This window comes from Thalassobacillus pellis (assembly GCF_016908295.1).
GTDB lineage: Bacteria > Bacillota > Bacilli > Bacillales > Halobacillaceae > Thalassobacillus > Thalassobacillus pellis.
On sequence record NZ_JAFBDO010000007.1, the window covers coordinates 138,237 to 162,522 of the forward strand.

Annotated in this window: 24 protein-coding genes; 19 read left to right on the top strand and 5 right to left on the bottom strand. The window is 41.4% G+C overall.

The window, feature by feature from the left end; translation table 11 throughout:
* Position 1 precedes the first annotated feature (1 nt).
* The 13 genes from era (at position 2) to JOC33_RS17970 (ending at position 13,656) form a co-directional block, all read left to right on the top strand.
* Positions 2–907: a GTPase Era gene (gene era / locus JOC33_RS17910; RefSeq protein ID WP_239534288.1), complete on the top strand. Its 906-nt coding sequence runs from the start codon at positions 2–4 to the stop codon at positions 905–907.
* A gap of 92 nt (positions 908–999) precedes the next feature.
* Positions 1,000–1,146, top strand: coding sequence for a YqzL family protein (locus JOC33_RS17915; protein WP_205093916.1), 147 nt, complete (start codon positions 1,000–1,002; stop codon positions 1,144–1,146).
* A 21-nt stretch (positions 1,147–1,167) separates the two neighbouring features.
* Positions 1,168–1,920, top strand: coding sequence for a DNA repair protein RecO (gene recO, locus JOC33_RS17920; protein WP_205093917.1), 753 nt, complete (start codon positions 1,168–1,170; stop codon positions 1,918–1,920).
* A 451-nt stretch (positions 1,921–2,371) separates the two neighbouring features.
* Positions 2,372–3,262: a glycine--tRNA ligase subunit alpha gene (glyQ, locus tag JOC33_RS17925; RefSeq protein ID WP_205093918.1), complete on the top strand. Its 891-nt coding sequence runs from the start codon at positions 2,372–2,374 to the stop codon at positions 3,260–3,262.
* Positions 3,255–5,342 (top strand): glycine--tRNA ligase subunit beta, encoded by a 2,088-nt coding sequence (gene glyS, locus JOC33_RS17930; RefSeq protein ID WP_205093919.1) that lies wholly within the window; start codon positions 3,255–3,257, stop codon positions 5,340–5,342. Before glyQ ends, glyS begins: the two co-directional genes overlap by 8 nt.
* Before the next feature lie 82 nt (positions 5,343–5,424).
* The gene (ccpN, locus tag JOC33_RS17935) at positions 5,425–6,054 is read left to right on the top strand and encodes a transcriptional regulator CcpN (protein ID WP_205093920.1); all 630 of its coding nucleotides are present in this window, start codon (positions 5,425–5,427) and stop codon (positions 6,052–6,054) included.
* 31 nt (positions 6,055–6,085) lie between these two features.
* Entirely contained in the window at positions 6,086–6,904 is an 819-nt protein-coding gene (locus JOC33_RS17940) for a pyruvate, water dikinase regulatory protein (protein ID WP_205093921.1), read from the top strand.
* Positions 6,905–7,320: 416 nt separating this feature from the next.
* Positions 7,321–7,785 carry a YaiI/YqxD family protein gene (locus tag JOC33_RS17945; RefSeq protein ID WP_205093922.1) on the top strand — a complete coding sequence of 155 codons (465 nt, stop codon included), beginning with the start codon at positions 7,321–7,323 and terminating at the stop codon, positions 7,783–7,785.
* A 35-nt stretch (positions 7,786–7,820) separates the two neighbouring features.
* Positions 7,821–9,641 (top strand): DNA primase, encoded by a 1,821-nt coding sequence (gene dnaG / locus JOC33_RS17950; protein WP_205093923.1) that lies wholly within the window; start codon positions 7,821–7,823, stop codon positions 9,639–9,641.
* A 36-nt stretch (positions 9,642–9,677) separates the two neighbouring features.
* The gene (rpoD, locus tag JOC33_RS17955; protein ID WP_205093924.1) at positions 9,678–10,796 is read left to right on the top strand and encodes an RNA polymerase sigma factor RpoD; all 1,119 of its coding nucleotides are present in this window, start codon (positions 9,678–9,680) and stop codon (positions 10,794–10,796) included.
* Positions 10,797–11,216: 420 nt separating this feature from the next.
* Positions 11,217–11,579 (top strand): cytochrome c550, encoded by a 363-nt coding sequence (gene cccA / locus JOC33_RS17960; RefSeq protein WP_205093925.1) that lies wholly within the window; start codon positions 11,217–11,219, stop codon positions 11,577–11,579.
* A gap of 261 nt (positions 11,580–11,840) precedes the next feature.
* Complete coding sequence (locus JOC33_RS17965) at positions 11,841–12,545, top strand: tRNA (adenine(22)-N(1))-methyltransferase (protein WP_205093926.1); 705 nt, start codon at positions 11,841–11,843, stop codon at positions 12,543–12,545.
* Positions 12,538–13,656 carry a Nif3-like dinuclear metal center hexameric protein gene (locus tag JOC33_RS17970; RefSeq protein WP_205093927.1) on the top strand — a complete coding sequence of 373 codons (1,119 nt, stop codon included), beginning with the start codon at positions 12,538–12,540 and terminating at the stop codon, positions 13,654–13,656. The genes JOC33_RS17965 and JOC33_RS17970 overlap by 8 nt, the downstream gene beginning before the upstream one ends.
* Positions 13,657–13,704: 48 nt before the next feature.
* On the opposite strand, the gene JOC33_RS17975 is transcribed toward JOC33_RS17970, so the two are convergent.
* Positions 13,705–14,655: a 4-hydroxy-3-methylbut-2-enyl diphosphate reductase gene (locus tag JOC33_RS17975; RefSeq protein WP_205093928.1), complete on the bottom strand. Its 951-nt coding sequence runs from the start codon at positions 14,653–14,655 to the stop codon at positions 13,705–13,707.
* A 163-nt stretch (positions 14,656–14,818) separates the two neighbouring features.
* Between JOC33_RS17975 and JOC33_RS17980 the strand changes: the two genes are divergently transcribed.
* Positions 14,819–16,135, top strand: a complete 1,317-nt coding sequence (locus JOC33_RS17980) for a DEAD/DEAH box helicase (protein WP_205093929.1) — start codon at positions 14,819–14,821, stop codon at positions 16,133–16,135.
* 14 nt (positions 16,136–16,149) lie between these two features.
* The gene (locus tag JOC33_RS17985; protein ID WP_205093930.1) at positions 16,150–17,043 is read left to right on the top strand and encodes a deoxyribonuclease IV; all 894 of its coding nucleotides are present in this window, start codon (positions 16,150–16,152) and stop codon (positions 17,041–17,043) included.
* 284 nt (positions 17,044–17,327) lie between these two features.
* Here JOC33_RS17985 and JOC33_RS17990 read toward each other — a convergent pair whose 3' ends face one another.
* Positions 17,328–17,612 (bottom strand): DUF2624 domain-containing protein, encoded by a 285-nt coding sequence (locus JOC33_RS17990; RefSeq protein WP_205093931.1) that lies wholly within the window; start codon positions 17,610–17,612, stop codon positions 17,328–17,330.
* Positions 17,613–17,778: 166 nt separating this feature from the next.
* Between JOC33_RS17990 and JOC33_RS17995 the strand changes: the two genes are divergently transcribed.
* Positions 17,779–18,474: a lytic transglycosylase domain-containing protein gene (locus tag JOC33_RS17995; RefSeq protein ID WP_239534290.1), complete on the top strand. Its 696-nt coding sequence runs from the start codon at positions 17,779–17,781 to the stop codon at positions 18,472–18,474.
* 121 nt (positions 18,475–18,595) lie between these two features.
* Complete coding sequence (locus JOC33_RS18000; protein WP_205093933.1) at positions 18,596–19,000, top strand: DUF4190 domain-containing protein; 405 nt, start codon at positions 18,596–18,598, stop codon at positions 18,998–19,000.
* A 51-nt stretch (positions 19,001–19,051) separates the two neighbouring features.
* On the opposite strand, the gene ispG is transcribed toward JOC33_RS18000, so the two are convergent.
* Both ispG and JOC33_RS18010 read right to left on the bottom strand, forming a co-directional pair.
* Entirely contained in the window at positions 19,052–20,146 is a 1,095-nt protein-coding gene (ispG, locus tag JOC33_RS18005) for a flavodoxin-dependent (E)-4-hydroxy-3-methylbut-2-enyl-diphosphate synthase (protein ID WP_205093949.1), read from the bottom strand.
* Between the two features lie 111 nt (positions 20,147–20,257).
* Positions 20,258–20,617 (bottom strand): hypothetical protein, encoded by a 360-nt coding sequence (locus JOC33_RS18010; protein ID WP_205093934.1) that lies wholly within the window; start codon positions 20,615–20,617, stop codon positions 20,258–20,260.
* Between the two features lie 127 nt (positions 20,618–20,744).
* Between JOC33_RS18010 and JOC33_RS18015 the strand changes: the two genes are divergently transcribed.
* On the top strand, positions 20,745–21,377 hold the full coding sequence (locus JOC33_RS18015) for an NfeD family protein (RefSeq protein WP_205093935.1): 633 nt from the start codon (positions 20,745–20,747) through the stop codon (positions 21,375–21,377).
* A gap of 136 nt (positions 21,378–21,513) precedes the next feature.
* Here JOC33_RS18015 and JOC33_RS18020 read toward each other — a convergent pair whose 3' ends face one another.
* On the bottom strand, positions 21,514–22,005 hold the full coding sequence (locus JOC33_RS18020) for a DUF1189 family protein (protein WP_205093936.1): 492 nt from the start codon (positions 22,003–22,005) through the stop codon (positions 21,514–21,516).
* Between the two features lie 211 nt (positions 22,006–22,216).
* On the opposite strand from JOC33_RS18020, the gene JOC33_RS18025 reads away from it, so the two are divergent.
* Positions 22,217–23,848: a Na/Pi cotransporter family protein gene (locus tag JOC33_RS18025; protein WP_205093937.1), complete on the top strand. Its 1,632-nt coding sequence runs from the start codon at positions 22,217–22,219 to the stop codon at positions 23,846–23,848.
* The last annotated feature ends 438 nt before the right edge of the window (positions 23,849–24,286 follow it).

Sequence of the window (24,286 nt, forward strand, 5' to 3'; positions counted from 1 at the left end):
AATGGAACAGACATTCAAATCAGGCTTCATAGCAATTATAGGAAGGCCTAACGTAGGAAAATCAACATTCATGAACCGTGTTATCGGGCAGAAAATCGCAATCATGAGCGATAAGCCTCAGACAACGAGAAACAAGATTCAGGGAGTTTGGACCACAGATGACGCCCAAATAGTATTCATCGATACCCCAGGCATTCATAAACCGAAGCATAAACTTGGGGATTTTATGGTTAAGGTGGCTGAACATTCGTTGAATGAGGTGGATGCAATTATGTTCATGATCAATGCCGAAGAAGGTTATGGAAGAGGAGACCAATTTATTCTCGATCGCTTAGAGAATGTAAATAAACCGGTTTTTCTGATCATCAATAAATTGGATCGTGTCCATCCCGATGATTTACTGCCTCTGATTGACCAGTATCGTGAGAAATATGACTTCGCAGAAATCATACCAATCTCAGCACTGGAAGGAAATAATGTTTCTCATTTGATGGATGTCTTAAAGGCTCAACTGCCGGAAGGTCCACAGTATTATCCGGAAGATCAGGTGACAGACCATCCAGAAAGGTTCATAATCAGCGAAATGATCCGTGAAAAAGCCCTCCATCTTACACGAGAAGAAGTCCCGCATTCAATCGCTGTTGTCATTGATGGGATTGAGCATCGTGAGAAAAAGGAAACAGTCTATATTCAGGCTACCATTGTCGTTGAACGCTCATCCCAAAAAGGAATTATCATCGGAAAACAAGGAAAAATGCTGAAGGAAATTGGTCAGCGTGCCCGGGAAGACATTGAGACATTACTTGGGACGAAAGTATTTTTGGATTTATGGGTGAAGGTACAAAAGGACTGGCGGAATAAACAGCTGCAATTAAGTGAATTTGGTTACCGGGAAGACGAATATTAATACATGGTAATTATTTATATTCATGCTTTCCTTTCTCGAGAACATCCTAAATACTGAAGCGTCATTTAAAAACGTGAAAGGCGGTGTTTCTTATGATCGACCTGTCTTGGAAAGTGTTCAGCCAAACCGGGAACATAGAGACGTATCTGCTCATTAAAGAGATGGAGAAACAAACGCTGGTGGAAGAGGAAGAAAGTGAGTCAGAGGAAACAGTTCCCGGCTCAGAATCTAACTTCTAGATTATAGAAAAGGTGACGACTTTGTTTGAAAAAATCGAAGGAATAGTCCTGCGCACGAGGGATTACGGAGAGACACATAAAATTATTTCATTGTTCACTCGTGAAAAAGGCAAAATCGGGGTAATTGCCAGAGGGGCTAAAAAGCCCAAAAGCCGAATGGCTTCTATTACACAACCTTTCATACATGGTCAATTTCTAATTCAGTCAGGCAAAAATCTTGGAACACTTAGTCAAGGTGAAATGCTGACCTCGCTGAGGGGCGTCAGGGAAGATATCATCAAGACTGCCTATGCTTCCTATCTGGCAGAATTAACTGATAAACTTCTCGATGAAAAAATCACGGATATTTTTCTATACGAGCAGTTCCTTCAATCTTTGAATTTAATCGCAGATGGAGAGGACGCCGAGGTTCTGACAATGATGTATGAATTGAAATTGTACAAAAAAGCAGGATATTCCCCGCATTTCAATGGATGTGTGAATTGCGGTACGGGTGAGGGCCCCTTCTCTTTTTCCATTCAAGAAGGGGGTTTTTTGTGTCCGCGCTGCAAACATCTGGATCCCGAAGCTTACGGGCTGACAGATAATATTGCCAGACTTCTGAAGCTGTTTTTATTTGTTGATGTCTCCCGTCTAGGAAACATTTCTGTGAAAGAGGAAAATAAGAAAAAGCTCCGCATGTTGATAGACGCCTATTATGATTATTATGGCGGTGCTTTTATTAAATCAAAAAAGTTTTTGAAACAACTCGATATGTTCAAAGGTGACGTTTGACAAATCAATTACTATTAAGTATGATGCTATTACCAATAATACATGTGCGAAGAGGGGAAGTAGTAGCTGCAAAACCAGGCACTAGCGAGTCTGTGACGGTGGAAGACAGACGCTGAGGCTGCAGTGAAGGCGTTCCTGAGCAATTCGATTAAAGAGGCTCTCTTTTGTGGAGCAAATAGGGTGGAACCGCGGGTATACCCCGTCCCTATGCCAGGAAATGTGGCATAGGGACGGGGTATTTTCAATTGTCCAGGAAATTATAAAAATGGATGGTTGTGGAGATTCTTATTGAGGGTTTTCTGCCAGCTGCAGCGCCTGCCCCCTCGAGGTCTTAAGCCGATCCTCTCTGTGACAAAACACGTCACGGCGAGGCTTGACTTAAGCTGATCGGGGGTAAACCAGGCGCTTCCGCTTTTGTTCTTGCACGTAAAACTGAATGGAGGTAGCTAAAGTGAATATACAGGATATGATTTTAACCTTACAAAAGCATTGGTCAGAACAAGGGTGCTTACTTATGCAAGCCTATGATGTTGAAAAGGGGGCTGGTACGATGTCTCCTATGACACTGCTTAGAAGTCTTGGACCGGAGCCATGGAATGTCGCTTATGTGGAGCCATCCAGACGTCCGGCAGACGGTCGTTATGGAGAAAACCCAAACCGGCTGTATCAGCACCATCAGTTTCAGGTTATCATGAAGCCCTCTCCGGATAATATTCAGGAACTATACTTAGATTCATTAAAAGCACTTGGTATCGACCCGTTGAAACATGATATCCGTTTCGTTGAAGATAACTGGGAAAATCCTACACTAGGTGCCGCAGGCCTTGGCTGGGAAGTATGGCTTGATGGTATGGAAATAACCCAATTCACCTATTTTCAGCAAATAGGTGGACTGGAAGCCAAACCAGTTTCGGCAGAAATAACTTATGGACTGGAACGTCTGGCTTCATACATTCAGGATAAAGAGAATGTGTTTGAGCTGGAGTGGACAAAAGGGGTGACCGTCGGGGATATTTTTCTACAGCCTGAAGTCGAGCATTCTACCTATACTTTTGAGGAATCTGATACAGATATGCTTTTCAACCTGTTCAGTATTTATGAAAAAGAAGCGGCACGTTCAATGGAAAAAGGACTTGTGTTCCCTGCTTACGATTATGTATTGAAATGCTCACACACATTTAACCTATTAGATGCCAAAGGAGTCATTTCCGTCACAGAACGGACTGGATACATTGGCCGCGTACGTACACTTGCAAGGAAGATTGCTAAAACCTATGTAGAAGAAAGAGATCGACTCGGTTTTCCGATGTTGAAGAACAAGGAGGTCCCTGCAAATGAGTAAGACAGCTTTATTTGAAATCGGTCTTGAGGAGCTGCCGGCAAGGTTCATTGACGATGCACTAGTACAATTAAAAGAAAAAACGAGCGCATGGCTGGATGAACTCCGGATCCCTTATGATTCTATTTACGCGACTGCCACTCCTCGCCGCTTGACCGTCAAAATAAATGGACTGGCCGAAAAACAGCCAGATCAAGAAGAGGAAGCAAAAGGTCCTGCTAAAAAGATAGCACTGGATAGTGACGGAAAGTGGACAAAGGCAGCTATAGGTTTTACAAAAGGGCAAGGAAAAATACCTGAGGATATTTATTTTAAAGAAATTAATGGAACAGAATATGTGCATGTGAACAAATTCATTGAAGGGCTCGCTACGATAGAACTGTTAAGTGAGTTCAAAGAAATTATACTTTCTCTAAACTTTCCGAAAAATATGCGGTGGGGTAACAGTAAGCTTAGGTATATTCGCCCGATTCGTTGGCTGGTAGCCTTATACGGTAAAGAAGTAGTCCCATTCACGATTGAAGGGGTGGAAACGGATCGGAAGACATCTGGGCACCGGTTTCTCGGAAAGGAAACAGAAATTGCCGATGCGGAGAATTATGAAGCTGCCCTGACTGAACAATACGTTGTTGCGGACTTAGAAATGCGTAAGAACATGATCAGCACACAGATAAAACAAATGGAAGATAAACAAGGGTGGAAGATTCCTGTCGATGAAGATTTACTGAATGAAGTCGTCAACCTGGTAGAATATCCTACAGTCTTTCACGGAAGTTTCGATGGTGACTTTTTAGAAGTTCCTGAAGAAGCATTGATTACCTCCATGAAAGAGCATCAACGTTACTTTCCTGTCCGTTCCTCATCAGACGAGTTACTCCCTCATTTCGTTGCAGTGAGGAATGGGAATGAAGAATATATCGCTAATGTCGCTAAAGGTAATGAAAAAGTGCTTCGTGCCCGGCTTGCTGATGCGCAGTTTTTCTATCAGGAAGACCAGAAATTATCCATAGAAAAATGTTTGGAGAAACTTGATCGAATGGTGTTTCAGGAAGATCTCGGAACGCTTGCAGATAAAGTAAAACGAACGAAAGAAATAGCTGCAGGTATATGCAATCATCTGCGTGTGGATAAAGGTACAAAACAGCAAACAGAACGTACTGCAGAACTTTGCAAGTTTGACCTCGTTACCAACATGGTAGGAGAGTTTCCGGAATTACAAGGGATCATGGGTGAGAAATATGCCAGGATTTTTGGTGAAGATGAAACAGTTGCCAAAGGGATAAATGAGCATTATATGCCTCGTCAGGCAGGTGGTGAGCTCCCGGTAACAACACCGGGAAACATCGTCAGCATAGCAGATAAACTTGATACGATTGTTGGGTGCTTCACTATCGGCATTATTCCATCAGGCTCCCAGGATCCTTATGGATTGAGACGCCAGGCCATCGGTATATTGCAAATGCTGGAACAGCAAGATTGGGATGTTAAACTAGAAAAAATCCTGACCATTGCTACAGATGTTTATGCAAAGGTTAAACTTCCTAATAAGAGGGAAGAGAAAGATATTACGGAGGATCTGAACGAATTTTTCCGTTTACGTGCAAGTTATTTGCTGCGCGGGGAAGGAATTGAAGCCGATGTTGTGGAGGCAGTGCTTTCTAATGGTATTCAAAATGTACCAATGAAGAAAGCCACAGCCCGGTTACTGGCTGACAAACGGAATGAGGTTGCCTTCAAGAATACACAGGAAGCATTAGGAAGGGTACTGAATATCGCCAGGAAGAGTGAAGGCGGTGCAATAGAACCTTCTCTGTTCGAAAATGATACAGAGCAAAAACTGTTTGATAAGTATAATAAAATCAGAGAGGTATACGTGGATTCACTTAAAAAATGTAATCCAGACGCTGCTTTGGCTCATTTGACTGAATTGACTGAACCGATCCATGCCTTTTTCGACCACACCATGGTGATGGCAGAGAATGAGAAATTGAAAAAGAACAGACTGGCGTTGATGAAGCATATTGCTGATGACATCCACCTTTTAGCTGATTTAAATGCTATTCAATGGAAACAGCAGTATTAAACTCTTCTTCTTTTCCCCTGCACTAAAATGAGCTATAATGATGTAATAGTATGTCACAGTCAGCGATCAGGGTGGTGAAAGGGTGGAACTTTCAAACAGGCAAGAACAGATAATTGAAATAGTCAAACAGAATGGGCCGATTACAGGGGAAAACATTGCTGATAAATTAGATTTAACCAGAGCGACGCTTCGACCGGACCTGGCAATATTGACTATGGCAGGTTTCCTTGATGCACGGCCACGGGTCGGATATTTCTTTACAGGAAAAACCGGATCGGAATTATTAACTGAAAAGCTGAAGAAATTTAAAGTCCAAGAATACCAATCCATACCCATTGTTGTAGAAGAAGATGTTTCTGTATATGATGCTATTTGTACAATGTTTTTAGAGGATGTAGGAACATTGTTCGTTGTTGATAACAAGTCTCTTTTACTCGGTGTATTGTCCAGAAAGGATTTATTACGTGCCAGTATCGGCAACCAGGATTTATCATCCATCCCGGTACACATCATCATGACGCGAATGCCTAACATTACGGTATGCAGAAAAGATGACCTCTTACTGGATGCTGCCCAGAAATTGATTGATAAACAGATAGATGGTCTTCCTGTAGTCAAAGATGTTGAAGCAGGCATGGAAGTAATAGGAAGAATTACAAAAACCAATATGACCAAAGCATTAGTGGAACTTGCACGTGATGAGCATCTTTAATTGGTATGGCAGAGAAGGAGGGGGAATCGGAATGGAGAAGCCTATGATTTTCGTCATCTCCGATTCAGTAGGAGAAACAGCAGAACTTGTTGTAAAAGCTGCACTGAGTCAATTTGACGATGGTCCATATGAGCTGCAGAGAATACCTTATGTAGAAGATAAGGAAACTCTGGAAGAAGCAGTGCAACAGGCTAAAGAAAAAAATGCATTAATCGGTTTTACTTTAGTTATACCCGAGCTTCGGGAGCACCTTTTGGAACAAGCCGATAAGAATGGACTGGAATGCATTGATATCATGGGTCCGATGATGGATGGCATGCATCGTTTTTTTCAAACAGAACCGCGGCTGGAACCAGGCTTGGTCCACAAACTGGATGAAGACTATTTCAAGCGAGTGGAAGCGATTGAATTTGCTGTCCGTTATGACGACGGAAGGGATCCCAGAGGGATATCAAGAGCAGACATTGTTCTTATAGGTGTATCCAGAACTTCTAAGACACCTTTATCTCAATACTTGGCGCATAAACGGTTGAAAGTAGCAAATGTTCCAATTGTCCCGGAAGTTGAACCGCCGGAAGAATTGTTCCGTGTCGATCCAAAAAAATGTATAGGCCTTAAGATCAGTCCAGAAAAGCTAAATGATATCCGGAGAGAGCGGCTTAAGGCATTAGGTCTAGGCGATCAGGCAAGCTACGCAAATTTGGAGAGGATCAAACAGGAGCTGGAACACTTCAATAATATAGTTGAGAAAATAGGTTGTGATGTAATTGATGTTTCTCATAAAGCTGTCGAAGAAACAGCAAATGTGATCATCAACAAATTGAGAAATGGATTCGGAACTTCCAATTGAAATAATTGAACAAAAGCGGAAGCGCCTTGCCCACCCCCGACCAGCTTAAGCCAAGCCTCGCGGTGACGATTTTTGTCACAGAGAGGATCGGCAAAAGACCTCGAGGGGGTAGGCGCTGGAGCTGGATGGGAAACCCGAAAAGGGTTGTTCACCTCCATCCACTTATGTATTCCTAAATAAAAACAAGAAAATAAAATCGCGCCAGCAGTCTTTGCGGGGCGATTTTCCTTTGGAAATATGCCAAAAAAGCAAAAAAATACAAAAAAAGTAGTGACAAATGCTTGTCAGATGTATTATAATGTTTTTTTGTGTAAAAATGTAAGATAAATGAATAGAGAAACACCATGAAACTATTCTGAATAATAAAACATTAACGAAATAGGAGGATTCTGCTTAAGCTTGTAGAAATTATGATAATGCTCGAATATAGAGTGAATATTTTTGTAGATGCAGATAGTTGTCCTGTGAAAGAGGAAATTGACCGAGTTTGCTCATCTCATTGCATTACTCCTATCTATGTGGCGACTATTAATCACTATAGTCCGGTACAATCTCAAGAAAACTGGAAAATAATCGATGATGATGACCAGGCTGTCGACCTTTATATTTTGAACAGAGTCAAAAAAGGTGACCTGGTTATCACACAGGATTTAGCCTTCGCTGTCCTGTTAACTGCACGTGGAGTTTATGCCATGACACCGCGAGGTAAACTTATTAGTGAGGATGATGCTGATGAAATTTTACTGCGGAGGCATCTGCGTCAGAAGAATCAGAGAAGCGGGAAGAGGATTAAAGGGCCGTCACCGTTTCATGAGCAAGATCGGTTGAAATTCCAGGTGAGGCTGGATGAATTTTTGTCGAAGGATGAAGGTATTTACTAGAGTTTCTAGAATAACTTTTAAATATGGTGATTAAAATGGCTGGACACATCCCGGAGGAAACCATAGAAGAAATCAGGAAATCCAACGACATCGTTGATGTAGTCGGTGAATATGTCCAACTGAAAAAGCAGGGCAGAAATTATTTTGGTCTTTGCCCATTCCACGGAGAGAAGACGCCTTCATTCTCTGTTTCTCCGGACAAGCAGATTTTTCACTGCTTTGGATGCGGAAAAGGTGGAAATGCTTTTACTTTTCTGATGGAGCTTGAGGGATATGATTTTCTTCAAGCGGTGAGTCACCTGGCGGAAAAAAGCGGGCATCAAATATCGGAACAAATAGCCTCAAGAGAGCAGGCTTCTCCTAAAAATGAAGAAGACCAAAGCATCCTCGAAGCACATCAATGGCTTGGAAAGCTCTATCATCATTTGTTGAAACACACGAAAGAGGGAAAAGAAGCCTTGGACTACTTAATGTCCCGTGGTTTTACAGAAGATATGATTGATCGCTTCCAACTTGGTTATGCCCCGAATTCAAAAACATTTGTGGTAGAGTTCCTGGAGAAAAAAGGCTTCCATAGTCAACTGATGGCTAAAGCAGGATTGCTAAGTGTAAATGATTCCGGAGAATACACAGACCGTTTTCGAGGGCGTGTGATTTTCCCGATCCGTAACCACTTGGGTAAAACTGTGGCTTTTGGCGGGAGAAGTATCAGGGATCAGGAGCCTAAATATTTGAACAGTCCTGAAACTTCTCTGTTCCATAAAGGAAAGCTTCTGTATAATTTTGACCTGGCCAGAAGTGCAATAAGGAAAGAAGAGTCCATTGTACTTTTTGAAGGTTATGTGGATGTAATATCTGCTTACCAGGCAGGGGTACAGAATGGTGTAGGAACATTAGGTACTTCCATAACGGAGCAACAGGCGAAGCTGATACGGAGATATGTGGAACAAGCGATTATCTGTTATGATGGCGATAAAGCCGGTATCGAGGCAACTGTAAAAGCATCCCGTCTTTTAAAAAACACTGGCTGCAGCGTGAAAGTGGCACGACTTCCAGATGGCATGGATCCCGATGATTTCATTAAAGAATTTGGAGCAGAGCGATTTTTGAGGGAAGTCATCCAAGCCAGTGATACTTTTATGGCTTTTATGATGCGTTACTTGAGGAGAGATTATAACCTCCAATTAGAAGGGGATCGCATTGCTTATGTCGAAAAAGTAGTCAAGGAGATAGCAGGCCTTGATAAGGCTATTGAAAGAGAGCATTATTTACGAGAACTTGCGAATGATTTTGAGCTCTCATTAGAAACACTTAAAACAGAAACACTCCAGTACAGGAAGAAAAGTGGATACAAGCAGGATAGCCAAAGCCAGAAAAACTATTCTGGCAACACATGGAATAACACCTCAGAAAAGAAACTGCTGCCTGCTTTCCACAATGCTGAACGTACTTTAATTGCATATATGTTGAAAGATGCGAATATCGCAGATAAAGTCCAGGATGAGCTAGGCGGAGGCTTCAATATCAACGACCACCAGGTGATTGTCACTTACTTGTATGCTTATTATGAAGAAGGCAATGAACCTGATGTCAGTCACTTTGTTGAAATGCTTCCGGACAATGGTTTGAAAAGCCTGGTTATCAAGCTTGCGATGATGCCTGTCCAGGATGAAATATCCGATCGCGAAATCAATGATTATATCCGGCTGATCCGTACAGAGCACAGTGATAAGCAGGGTATAAAGTCATTAGAGGAGCAGCAGAAACAGGCTGAGCAGCAAAACGATCCGATCAAGGCAGCTGAAATTGCCATGAAAATAATACAGTTGAAAAGGCAACTGAAAGGTTCATATTAAAGATAGTCGTGGATTTGTTTGGAAGGAGGGGGACTCATGGCAGATAAGCCATTACGTTCAAAAGAAGCCGAAAGCGAACTTACGCTGGAACAAGCTAAAGACCAATTGCTTGAGATGGGGAAAAAGCGTGGAGTTTTAGCATATGAAGAAGTTGCTGAAAGATTATCCAGTTTCGAACTGGAATCGGAGCAAATGGATGAATTTTATGAGTACCTGAATGAGCAGGGTGTAGAAGTAATCGGGAATTCAGAGGAAGACCCTAATATGCAACAATTAAATAAAGAAGAAGAGTTCGATCTAAACGATTTAAGTGTTCCGCCAGGTGTGAAAATCAATGATCCTGTACGGATGTACCTTAAAGAAATAGGGCGGGTGAACCTTCTGTCTGCCAACGATGAAATCGACCTTGCCCAGCGTATTGAGGAAGGTGACGAGGAATCAAAAAGACAATTGGCAGAAGCTAACCTCAGGCTGGTTGTTAGTATTGCAAAACGCTATGTAGGTAGAGGAATGCTATTCCTGGATCTGATTCAGGAAGGGAACATGGGTCTGATCAAGGCAGTAGAAAAATTCGACTATCGTAAAGGGTACAAGTTCAGCACCTATGCTACTTGGTGGATCAGACAGGCTATTACTCGTGCTATTGCTGACCAGGCTCGTACTATCCGGATACCTGTCCATATGGTGGAAACGATCAATAAATTGATTCGTGTCCAGCGTCAATTGCTGCAGGATTTCGGAAGAGAACCGACACCGGAAGAAATCGGTGAAGAAATGGAGCTTTCTCCTGACAAAGTAAGAGAAATTCTGAAAATTGCCCAGGAGCCTGTATCGTTAGAAACCCCCATCGGGGAAGAAGATGACTCACATCTTGGCGATTTCATCGAAGACCAGGAAGCGACATCTCCATCTGATCACGCTGCCTATGAGCTGTTGAAAGAACAGCTTGAAGATGTCCTGGATACACTTACTGACCGTGAAGAAAACGTACTAAGACTCCGTTTTGGACTCGATGATGGACGTACACGCACCCTTGAGGAAGTCGGGAAAGTCTTTGGTGTTACACGGGAGCGTATCCGTCAGATTGAAGCAAAAGCCTTGCGTAAACTGCGTCATCCAAGCCGCAGTAAACGGCTGAAAGACTTTTTGGAATAGAATTTTTGAATATGAGGCCAGGAGGCAATGGGGTTTGTTCATTGACTTCTGGCTTGTATATTGAGTATTTACAATGTGAGTATGGTTACTTTCTAATAGTTCTGGCTAAAGAAGGTTACAATATGGAAGAAAGTGTAGATTCTCATTACTTGTCATTTATTTTACTGAAACGGCTTTCATTATGCAAACAGTCATTTTGTCGATTTATGTTTTTGATGTAGTTGCAGCTTTTTTTAGAGACAAATATCTATATCTTTTCTAGGGTAATCAGAATAGTCACTTGCCTATTACTACTGTGGGCATCGTTTTTGTAACTTTTTTACGTTATCTCTTTTCTATCTATGAAATTTACAGTAAAATAAGTGTAGTTTGTATTTTAGAGAATGATCCTGTGGGAATACATAAGGAGGAAATGAACATATGAGAAGAAACCCAGTCATCCCATTCGCAATCATCGCAGTATTAGGGATCCTAACTATGTTTGTCATTTCTTGGGTCGGTGTTGACCAACACAAAGCAATTGAAAATGGTGGAAAAGGCGGAGGAGAAGAGCAGGCTGCCTCAACAGATCCAGAAGCTATCTTCAAAAACAACTGTGCCAGCTGCCATGGAGCAGACTTGTCGGGTGGTACAGGGCCAAACCTACAGAAGGTTGGAAGCAGATACTCCAAAGAACAAATCAAGGAAATAATTATCAATGGTAAAGGACAAGCTATGCCAGCAGGTCTGATTCCAGCTGAAGAAGCCGCAATTGTTGCGGAATGGTTGTCGAAAAAGAAATAATGAAAAGATAAAGCTTTCTGGATTTTTTTCAGAAAGCTTTTCTTTATATGAAATGGTTCTTTTAAAACCCTATAAAACATTTTACTTGGAACAATGGGCGTTATTATGTCGGTGCCACAAGAATTCATATGGAGCGGATGCCTCCAAGCCGTTTGTGCTCGAGTATTATTAATTGTCTGATCAATAAAAAGGTATCTGGCCATGGCAGGCGTTTTGTCAGGTCAGATCTTTAGTTTTACAGAGATAAGGATGAGGAAAAGGATGAATGAACAAGTGTTATCATTACGTTTGCAGGTAGTGGCGGACCAATTGCCTGCTGGAGCAAATTTCGCTGATATCGGATCTGATCATGCGTATCTGCCTTGTTATGTCTGTTTGAATGATTCAGATGCAAAAGCGATTGCTGGCGAAGTGAATGAAGGGCCATACCAAAGCGCTCTGCGAGAAGTGAAGGAACATAACCTGGAAGGACGTATATCTGTCCGGAAAGGCGATGGCTTATCTGTTGTGAAGCCTGGGGAAGCGGAGCAGGTGGTTATTGCGGGAATGGGAGGTACTTTGATTGCTGAAATTCTCGAGAAAGGAATAGAGGTGCTTGACTATACAGACAGGGTCATCGCCCAGCCGAATGTTGATGCAAAATCGGTCCGAAAATGGCTGATAGCCAATGGATTTCAAATAACCGGTGAAAAAATAGTAGAAGAAGGAGGGCATATATACGAGATAGTCATCGCCGACCGCTCTGAAGGTTATCATAATGATACATTTTCTGAGCGGGAATTATACTTCGGTCCTTTTTTATTGAAAGAGAAGAGTGATATTTTCAGAAAAAAATGGGAAGAAGAGAACCAGAAGCTGAAGTACGTCTTTTCACAAATGAGGAAAGCATCTAAGCCTGACAATCAGAAACTTGACCGTATACAAAAAGAAATAAAATGGATTGAGGAGGTTCTGGAAAATGGCTGAAACAATTACTGTTGCGCAAATCATTGAAACTTTTGAGCAATGGTCCCCTAAACGGCTTGCATTTGACTGGGACAAGGTTGGTCTACAGGTCGGGACACATGATAAACCTGTTAAAAAGGTGATGGTTACCTTAGATGTAATGGAAAATGTTGTGGATGAAGCAATAGAGAAACAGGTTGATCTGATCATTGCTCACCACCCGGTTATTTTCAAGCCTTTAGAGAAAATCGAAACAAATGACCCTAAGGGCCGTGTAATAAAAAAACTGCTGGTAAATGATATTGCTGTCTATGCAGCTCATACGAATCTCGATATAGCTGAAGGCGGGGTCAATGACGCACTGGCAGAAACACTAGGCATTACCAGTACAAGACCTTTCCTTGAAACAGAAAAAGACAACTTAATCAAGCTTACTGTGTTTGTTCCGGAGGATCACGAAGAAACAGTAAGGCAAGCAGTCCATGATGCAGGTGCAGGGCACATTGGAGATTATAGCCACGCATCCTTTACAATGCCGGGTAAAGGAAGATTTATGCCTACTAATGAAGCGTCTCCTTATATTGGGAAAGCTGGTGAACTCGAGATTGTCGATGAACGGCGGATTGAGGTCCTGCTGCCTCAGTCTAAACTTGAGAGAGTACTTCATGCCATGAAGGAGGCGCATCCATATGAGGAAGTTGCGTATGATATCTATACATTGCAAAACGCCGGGAAACCATTTGGTGTCGGAAGGATCGGAACCCTTCCTAAGCCACTGAGGCTTAAAGATTTTTGCGAACAGGTGAAGAAAAAACTCTCTGTACCAGCACTGCGGGTTATCGGAAATCTTGAAGATACCATTGAGACAGTAGCTATCTTGGGGGGAAGTGGAGAAAAATACATCCAGCATGCTAAAACTCAGGGAGCTGATGTGTATATTACAGGAGATTTAACGCTTCATCCTGCCCAGGAGGCGCTTGAACTTGGAATAAATGTCATCGACCCAGGTCATCATGTTGAAAAAGTGATGAAACAGGCTGTTAAGAATTATTTAGAAAATAGTCTAAGTGAATATAACGTGACAGAAGTCATTGTTTCGGAGTCGAACACAGAGCCTTTCCAATTTATCTAACAAAAAAAGAGGTCTGACCAGTATCATACTGGTCAGACCTCTTTAGTTTTAGGCTTTTTTCTTCGTTTTCACTTTAGGAAGGATTTTTTTCTGTTCAACTTTCGATTCTCTTACCCATGTATTTTCATCTTTTGGATCAAAGCTTTCGATAAAGCGGATAACCTCTTTTGTAATGGGGGTGGGTGTTGATGCGCCAGCAGTAACTGCGACTTTTTCGACACCTTCCAGCCATTCGAGCTCAATTTCAGAAACATCTGCAATACGGTATGCCTCTGTGCCGGCGATTTCCTTAGAAACCTGGGCCAAACGGTTGGAGTTATTGCTTCGTGGATCACCTACGACAAGAGTTAAGTCAGCATCCTTAGCCTGCTCAGAGACAGCTTCCTGACGTACCTGAGTAGCCATGCATATTTCCTGATGCAGCTCAACTTGTGGATATTTTTCTTTAATTTCCTGCATTACATCATAGACATCCCACTGGCTCATGGTTGTCTGGTTGGTTACCAGAAGTTTGTCGTGAGTGATTTGAAGCTCAGCAACATCCTCTTCTGTCTGTACAAGGTGGACCTTCCCAGGAGCAACACCTACAGCACCTTCAGGCTCGGGATGCCCTTTTTTACCGATATAAATAACTTCATACCCTTCAGCAACTCGATCTCTGATCAGGTTATGGGTATTAGTAACGTCAGGGCAGGTAGCATCAAGTACAGTCAGTCCTTTTTCTTCAGCCCGCTTTTTCACTTCGGGTGATACCCCGTGGGCGGTGAAAATTACCGTACCATCATTGATGCCTTCTAATATATCTAAACGGTTTGATCCATCAAGCGTTTTAATCCCTTGTTCTTCAAAAGCTTCTGTTACATGACGATTGTGCACAATCATTCCCAGTATATAAATAGGTCGTGGTAGATTGGGGTCTTTTGACGCGTTCTGGGCAATTACCATGGCATCAACCACCCCATAGCAATAGCCGCGCGGTGCGATTTTTATTACTTCCATGCTTGCATTTCCCCCTCTGGTTTAGAAAAAAATAAATGAACAACACTTTTATTATAAAGGGAATTGCACGTGATGACAAAGGGATCGATTACTCCTATCGTGCATTTCCTCCCACTCTTTATTATAATAGGTAGAGAAGTTCGATAAATAAAGGAGTTAATACATGAAAAATCATGAGTTCAATCAATATGCGATTCACCCTGTTGTCAGTGAAATAATCGATAAATATGAGTTTAAAAAGCCGACTCCAATTCAGCAGGAAGTTATTCCAGCGGCTTTGCGTGGCGAAAACATCATTGGCCAGTCCCATACTGGTTCAGGTAAAACTCTTGCATATCTATTGCCGCTTTTTAATAATATCGATGAGACAAAAAGCCAGGTGCAATTTGTAGTAACAGCGCCGACAAGAGAACTTGCGATCCAGATTTATGATGAAGTACGGAAATGTATTCACTATGCGGATAAAGAAAACCGCTGGCGTGCCAAATTGTTGATTGGCGGAACGGATAAGCATAAAACCATGGAAAAATTGAAAGATCAGCCGCATATCGTAGTAGGCACACCTGGGAGAATCCTTGACCTTGTCAAAGAAGAAGCCCTGGATTTATATCATGCTAACGCCTTTGTTCTGGATGAAGCTGATTTGATGCTTGATCTCGGCTTTATTGAAGACGTGGATCAAATATTGCTGCGGATGGACCAAGAGGTTCAGACATTGGTATTTTCAGCAACCATACCGGAAAGGCTGCAGCCTTTCCTGAAAAAATATTTGACCAATCCTACTTATGTAAAAATTCAAGACGACACACCATCCCCGGCATCTATGGAGCACCGCCTTATCCCTTTACGTCATCGTTCAGAAGCGGAGATTATTATCCGGATATCAGAAGTTATCCAGCCTTATCTGGCAATCATTTTCACAAATGGAAAAGAACTGGCTGATAAGCTCGCCCAAGAGTTACAGGAAAAAGGAATGGAAATCGGTCTTATTCATGGTGGACTTTCCCCACGAGAAAGAAAACGTGTACTAAAAGAGATTCAAAACCTTCGTTATCAGTACATTGTAGCGACTGATCTTGCATCCAGGGGAATAGATATCAAGGGAGTAAGTCACGTCATCAATGCCCAATTGCCCAAAGAAGAGGAATTTTATATCCACAGAGTAGGACGTACGGCGAGGGCGGGTCTTGCTGGAACAGCTATCAACCTTTATCATGAGGATGATCTGCCGCTTATCCAGAAGCTCGAAAAGAAAGGTTTGAAGTTCGATTTTTATGACATTCGTAATGGGGAGTGGAAAGAAGTCAAGGCCCATGACGAGCGTCAAAAACGCGAAAAGAAAGAATCCGATATAGAAAAACAGGCATGGAATCAGGTAAAGAAGCCGAAGAAAGTGAAGCCCGGTTACAAGAAAAAAATGAAACGGCAGGCAGAGAAAAATATCAAAAAAATAAAACGTAATAATTATAAAAAGAAATAACAGAGGTGTAGGAAATGCTGAAAATAGGTTCACACGTTTCAATGAAAGGGAAAAAAATGCTCCTTGGCGCCAGTGAAGAAGCCGCTTCTTATCAGGCAAATACATTCATGATTTATACAGGGGCACCGCAGAATACCAGGAGACGCCCTATCGAAGAGCTTAATATCGAGGCGGGCAGGGAGCACATGGAAGCAAATGAAATTAATGATATAGTCGTTCATGCTCCTTATATCATTAACGTAGGTAACACTACAAAGCCAGAAACTTTCCAATTAGGTGTAGACTTTTTAAAAAATGAAATCATCCGGACGGAAGCGCTCGGGGCAGCGCAGATTGTTCTCCACCCTGGTTCACACGTCGGCGCCGGAGCAGATATGGGGATAGATAAGATCATTAATGGCTTGAATGAAGTGCTCCATAAAGACCAGAAAGTACAGATAGCATTGGAAACAATGGCAGGAAAAGGATCAGAGTGCGGTCGTACGTTTGATGAACTTGCCAAAATCATTGATGGAGTCGACCTGGATGAAAAATTGTCAGTCTGCCTGGATACATGTCATATTCATGATGCTGGTTATGATGTCGTTAATGATTTTGATGGAGTGTTGAATGAATTCGATAAAATTATCGGACTGGACCGTTTAAAGGTCATTCATGTTAATGACAGTAAAAACGAACGAGGAGCGAGAAAGGACAGGCACGAAAATATCGGGTTTGGCCATATCGGGTTTGATGCGTTAAGTTACGTTGTACACCATCCTCAGTTAGAAGACCTTCCAAAGGTCCTGGAAACGCCATATGTAGGAGAAGATAAAAAAAATAAAAAGCCGCCTTACAGATTTGAAATAGAAATGCTGAAGGAGAAGAAATTCGATCCTGGTTTAAAAGAAAAAATAATGCAGCAGTAAAAAAGTCACCGGTCTCTTAGAAAGAGGCTGGTGACTTTTTTTGTGAAAAGGTCTTAATCCAATCCTCTCTGTGACACAAAAACGTCACGCCGAGGCTTGGCTTAAGCTAGTCGGGGGTGGACAAGGCACTTCCGCTTTTATATCATCCAGTTCCAGCGCCTGCCTCCTCAAGGAAACTAATGCATTCATAAAAGGATGAATACGAGTTTTTCTAAATGGAATAATTTACTTTCTTATTAACCCACAGACAAAACAGTATGAAACGAAACATATGATATGAACTTTTAGTTAAGCAGGTGTCCAACACCATGTTCCTTAGCGACACGGTGAAGAATACGATTCACATTGCTTGCAGTCTTCGGACTTGTTATCTGGGCTAATTTTTTCAGCATTATCATTCGTTCATCCGTATTGAACGGGTTATAGGAATTTCGCGACAATTCATGGATGATTTGCTGGGCTTCTCTTTCGGAAATAGTTACATTGTACATTTTACTGTATTTCAACACATCTTTAACGGTTAACTGTTTCAGCTTTTGGGTAACTATATGTTGTGCCAGGTTTTTCAACTTAGCAGTCCTCCCTCATATAGGCTCTAAGCTAATTTATTCCTACATAACTGGAAACGTGTATGGTAACAATTGTTAAATGAAATATATCGATTGAATTCTCGGTTGGTGTCGTTTATCATCAGCAAACGAGACTCGAACTCTAATGATAAAAGAGGTGAACCAATTGAATAATATAAAAAATATTACCCACATAGGTATTGTTCTCCTTTTCTTAGGAGGGATTATCACCTATGTTGCCGGCTATAATAAAAATAATGAAGCATCCGCTGAATTGGGAAAACAAACTGGATCGGAACAAGTCCAAGCTTTGACAGCCCAGAAAAATCCTTTATCTCTGCCACCAAAAGAATCACAGGTCACCAAATGGAAAGAAATGAAACTGACCGCAGAAAGACTGGTGAAGGAGAGTAATGGAAATTTCAAAAAATCGTGGGCGCTATACTTGGTACGAGAAGCCAAGCGTCACAATATAGACCCATTTATTGTCTATGAACTGTTAAAGGTAGAAACTGGGGGAACTTTCAATCCAAAGCTTGTCGGTCCACAAACGGAATATGGACGTGCCTATGGAATGGCTCAGTTTATGAAGAATACTGCACCTTGGATTGCAGATATGGCTGGGCTTCCTTACAAAGAAGAATTATTGTTTGACCCATATTATTCCATGCAGCTATCGATGACATACCTCAATTTCCTGCATGACCAATATGGGAATTGGAACGAGGCGCTAACAGCCTATCATCGGGGGATGGGCGGATTAAAAAATTATAAGCAGGAAAATGGTCATGCAAGGAGTTGGTATGCCGTAGAGATACAGGATAAAGCAGAGTTACATCCGTCTTTCGCTTCTGCAAAATGATGTTCCTGTATATTCGAATAGTACCAGGAGAGCCAGAAAATGGCTCTCCTCTTTTTTTATATATTGAAGGGTATTGGCGAACAATAATAAGGAATCTCCGTAAAGGAAAGAGGGTGTTACCATGGATGATTCCACAAAGCGCTCAACCTATGATGAGGTCGAAGATACAGATCATTATGGAGATGAAACGATGAGAGACAAGGAAGGCCTTGTCCATTACGATGAGAATTATGATGAAAAAAGACATGAAGAAGAATTTGCACAGGAAATGGCAATCCCGAATGAAACCCTTCAATCAGAAGAGCGGGAAACAGATATGCAGTCAGATGTGCAGACAGGCTTCGGCTGGCTGGCATTGATTCTTGCAGGACTGTCCTTTTTCATGGCTCCTGTCCTATTAGGGGGAGCTGGCATCGTATTAGGATTTATGGCTAAACGCAGAGGAGCAGACACGCTGGGTAATACAGCGATATTCCTCGGTGCCGTTTCCGTAATCTTATCTCTTTTTATAGCCCCATTTGTATAAGTGGTGGCTGATAAAGAAAAGTGAGCCCTTACACGGGGCTCACTTTTTGTATTATACTTCTTGTTTTTCCTGCTCTTTTTTATAATGTTCTTCTGCCAATTTGTCGACTTCTTTTTTCAACTCTTCCACCATGATATCTTCCGGAACCTTCCGAATGATTTCTCCATGACGGAATAATAGTCCTTCGTTACGTGCTCCTGCAATTCCTATATCTGCTTCTCTTGCTTCTCCAGGTCCATTAACCGCACATCCAAGGACCGCTACTTTGATTGGTGCCTTAATTGTCTGGATATATTCCTCAACTTCATTGGCGATGGAAATCAAATCGATTTCAATTCTCCCGCATGTAGGACATGAAATCAATGTAGCTGCATTTGAAGCAAGGCCAAATGATTTCAAGAGTTCCCGTGCCACTTTAACTTCTTCCACGGGATCTGCACTTAATGAAATACGCAATGTACTGCCAATACCTTTACTTAGTATCGCCCCTAGACCTGCAGCACTTTTTACTGTCCCGGCAAAAAGTGTACCTGACTCAGTAATACCGAGGTGAAGGGGATACTTGATTACTTCAGCAGCTTTTTCGTATGCTTCGATAGCCAAATTAACGTCAGAGGCTTTCAAGGATACAATAATATCATGGAAATCCAGATCTTCCAGGATTTTAATATGGTGTAAGGCACTTTCTACCATACCATCTGCAGTGGGATAGCCATATTTCTTAATAATATGCTTTTCCAAAGAGCCCGCATTTACACCAATCCGGATCGGAATCCCTTTTTTCTTCGCTGCATTTACCACCGCTTCTACTTTTTCGCGGCGGCCAATATTTCCGGGATTGATTCGGATCTTATCCGCACCGCCTTCGATTGCTTTCAAAGCCATTTTATAATCAAAGTGTATATCAACGACAAGTGGGATATTGATACGTTTTTTTATTTCAGGGATAGCATCGGCAGCACGATCGTCAGGACAAGCCACCCTTACAACCTGGCAGCCGGCTTCTTCTAACCGATGGATTTCATTAACCGTTGCTTCTACATCATGAGTTTTCGTAGTAGTCATGGACTGGACGACGACTTGGTCCTCGCCTCCAATTATTAAATTACCGACTCTTACCGGCCGGGTATCTTTTCTGTGCGTGATCGCCATAGTGAAACGCTCCTTTGTTTGTTCGCTGGAAGTTGATATGGCATATTTTAAATACCATCTTTTATTATAATAGCTAAAGGTTGAAATGAGAAGTAAGAGGGCTAATTAACTTCCATTTACTTTTACATCATACATTGGAAAATAATAAACGTGATCTATCTTAATGGCCGAAGGATCTGTACCTGGGTTCAGACGGACAAAATCCTGAAGCATCATTTCGATGGAATATACGTATTCCCCATTATGCAGCTTTTCCATGATGGAAAGGACAGTATCTCCAGATTTAATTTTAACAGGTACTTTCTGATCGAATCTTAGCGGTGGTTTCTTTATCTCCGATTGATTAGGTGTAATTGTTTCTTCTGGAGTCTTTTCCTTTCCTTTTATCGTAACACCCGACGTCAAATCTTTGTACAGGCTCATCAGAAGCAATACAATAAATATGAAAATCGCAGCCTTTTTCACTTCAACCCCACCTTAAAAAAGATTATGTATAGGTAATTCTATTTTTAATAAAAACTTTCCTTTCGTAATGAAACTTATTTTTAGTTGAAACGTAAATATAAATATAGCTATGGGAGGGCGTGGGCATATGGGAATCTTAGAATATGACTGGATCAGCTTTCTAATCACCTTTTTAGGCACGTTATTTTTAATTGGGGAATTGCTCGTCAATATGCGTGGTGGGTTCGGGGTTGTTGGGCTCGGTTTTATAATCGTCTATTTCTATTCCTTTTTATCTCCAGGCATGTTTGTCATGATGCTGTTTATATACATCATTGGACTACTCTTGATCATTATAGATGGGAAAGTGTTGAATGATGGTACCCTTGCAACTATCGGTACAGTGCTTATGTTGGCGGCTGTCGGGTTTAGTTCGCCGAATTGGGTAGCGGGTCTGTATGGGGTAATTGGTGTGCTTCTTGGAGGAGCATCATCATTTATATTTTTGAAAGTGTTCAAACGGCGGGAGATGTGGACTAAAATCGCTTTAATTGATCAGTTGTCGTCTGAAGCTGGATATAATACGATGAATGAACACTACAAATCCCTTATAGGAAAGAAAGGAACCGCACTTACTGATATGCGTCCGGTGGGGACAGTCCGTGTAGATGGAAAAGAATACAGTGCTGTAACAAACGGACAGTGGATTCAACAAGGTACTTCCATTTTTGTAGAGAGTGTAGATGGAACAAAGATATTAATTAGAAAACTTGAGGAATAAAAGAATGATCCATTCCAGGCAGATTTACTGGAATGGATCATTTTTTCACTTTAAGAAAGTTTAACTGTGTTAAAAGATTAAAGTATAAGTGAAACTAAGGCTTCGCTATAAGGACCTGGCGACAAGCCTGGTTTTTCTATTGTGGAACTTTACTAGTCGATAAAAGTGTAAGAACAAGGCAGGCAGGGAAGTACAACCATATGAATGCGGATGTGGTCATAGATAAAGCTTCTAATAATACAAAAATAATGGTCGGTCCTGTAATTGCATAACAGCAGATGTTCCATTGCTGTTTGTAATTAATCCTTCTGCGAGTCATTTTCCCGTAAATAAGGTTGATTCCAGCCAGTAGGGAAACAATACATAATAACAGGAAAGACGTGGCCAAATAGATGAAGGGTGTAAAAACAATAATGAAAACCCCGCTCGAAACACCTTTCATGATTTCTCCTAAAGTGCCCTCAGGTCCATTCAAAGTAGTGAGTATCATACTTGTCAAAACAGGTATCATCAACAAAAGACTGAGATAAAATAAGTACCCTAAAGCCTGGCCGATCGGCTTTAAGCGAAATGCACTTATCATTTTGAAATGGTAGAAACATTTAATCATTTGCTGTGTTTTACTCATGGGTATTCTCCTTTACATTCTTTTCTATCTTAGAACACGGCGAAAGAAGGGACAAGTAAAACATACCAATATTTACTTTGGTTTAAGCGAATGTAAATTTAGTGTAAATTTTGTCGGTTTTCCTTTACAAATGTTTTGGCAACCATTAATAATGGTAGAGGTGTTTATATAGCTTAGTAATAATCTTGGATGAAAAAGGGGTGGCGAACCATTGGAATTTGATGTACAGCAAATGATATTCCAATTTATTGGTGGCCTGGGTATTTTCTTGTTCGGCTTGAAATACATGGGCGATGGTCTTCAACGAATTGCAGGGGACAATTTAAGAGACATCTTAGATCGATTTACGAAAAACCCATTTCTAGGTGTTATATCAGGGGCTTTAATAACCGCACTTGTCCAAAGTAGTTCCACCACGACGGTTTTGACAGTAGGTCTGGTTAACGCGGGATTCATGACCTTCCGTCAGGCAATCGGTGTAATTATGGGGGCAAACATCGGGACAACAATGACAGCCTTTATTATCGGGATTGATATTAAAGCTTATGGACTGCCAATCCTGGCTGTCGGTGCATTCATGATTTTCTTCTTCAAAAACAAAAAAGTTACCTACATTGGACAAACATTATTTGGACTAGGGTCCTTATTTTTTGGTTTGGAAACGATGAGCGGTGGTATGAAGCCGCTGCGTTCCCTTGAGGCATTCACAGATTTGACTGTAAACATGAGTCAAAATCCACTTCTTGGAGTTTTAATTGGTACGGTGTTTACTGTCATTGTGCAAAGCTCCAGTGCAACAATCGGTATTCTGCAAGAGTTGTTTGGAGAAGGACTTGTTAGTATTCAAGCGGCGTTACCGGTTTTATTCGGGGATAACATCGGTACAACCATTACAGCTGTTTTAGCTGCTATCGGAGCATCTACTAGCGCGAAACGGGCAGCTGGTGTACATGTTCTATTTAATTTAATCGGTACCACAGTTTTCTTATTATTGTTAGTTCCTTTCACACATTATGTTGATTGGTTGAGAGGAGTGCTAGACCTTAACCCGGAAATGACTATTGCATTTGCCCATGGTTCTTTTAATATCCTGAATACGATTGTTCAATTTCCGTTTATTGCGGTATTAGCTTGGGTTGTTGTTAAACTGGTTCCTGGTGAAGATACAATTGTTGAATCAAAGCCTCGCCATCTTGATCCGATTTTCATTCAGCAGTCTCCGACGCTTGCATTGGACCAAGCTAAAGAAGAAGTGCTTCGTATGGGTGAATATGCATATAAAGGTTTGGAAGAAACGAATGCTTATTTAAACAGCGGACAGCAAAAACATGCGGAAGTTGCCTTACAGCTGGAAGAGGCACTTAATAACCTTGATCGCAAAATTACTGATTATCTGGTTATGCTGGCGTCTGCTCCTTTAACTGATGAGGAAGGCCATAAGCATTCTGCGTTGCTTGATTCCGTAAGAGATATTGAACGGATCGGCGACCATTTTGAAAATATCGTAGAATTAATTGACTATAAAATTTCCAATAAAGTTGATTTGACCGAACAGGCGAACGAAGATTTAAATGATATGATTAATTTGACTCTCATGACCGTTAGACAGGCGATTAAAGCTTTAGAAACAATGGATAGGGAAGAAGCGCTAGCCGTTGTTCAAAAAGAGGATCAAATTGACCAAATGGAAAGAACATATCGTAAAAAGCACATCATTCGTTTGAATGAAGGTGCCTGCTCTGGACAAGCTGGTATTGTCTTTGTCGATATTATCAGTAACTTAGAGCGAATCGGTGATCACGCTGTAAATATTGCAGAAGAAGTATTAGGTGAAAGTAAATAATATAAAAAGAGCGCATCTGTCTCTGTGCAGTTGCGCTCTTTTTATAGTAAAAGCTGGAGAGAAATTACTTTGTTTATTATGAAAATATGCTTGAATGAAGCGGAAGAACATGCTATATTATTTCTGTCGTTAATATCCGTTAGCTCAGCAAAATAAGTAATTGACAAGCTTTCTTTTCCGTGTTATATTATATTTTGTCGCTTCAGTGGACATGCAATTGAATGTTATTGAATTTACATATAATAAGGCATTGCGAAGAGTGCGACGTCACTGCAGAGCATGCAACACGACGAGCACATAGATAATTGATTATAGCTCAATGATTTACATATTAATATTATTTCACCGTAGCTAAGCCGAAGCATCTTGAACTAACTCCCTGGAAGGCTTTGCGAGGAGTGCGACATCACTGCAGAGCATGCAACACGACGAGCACAT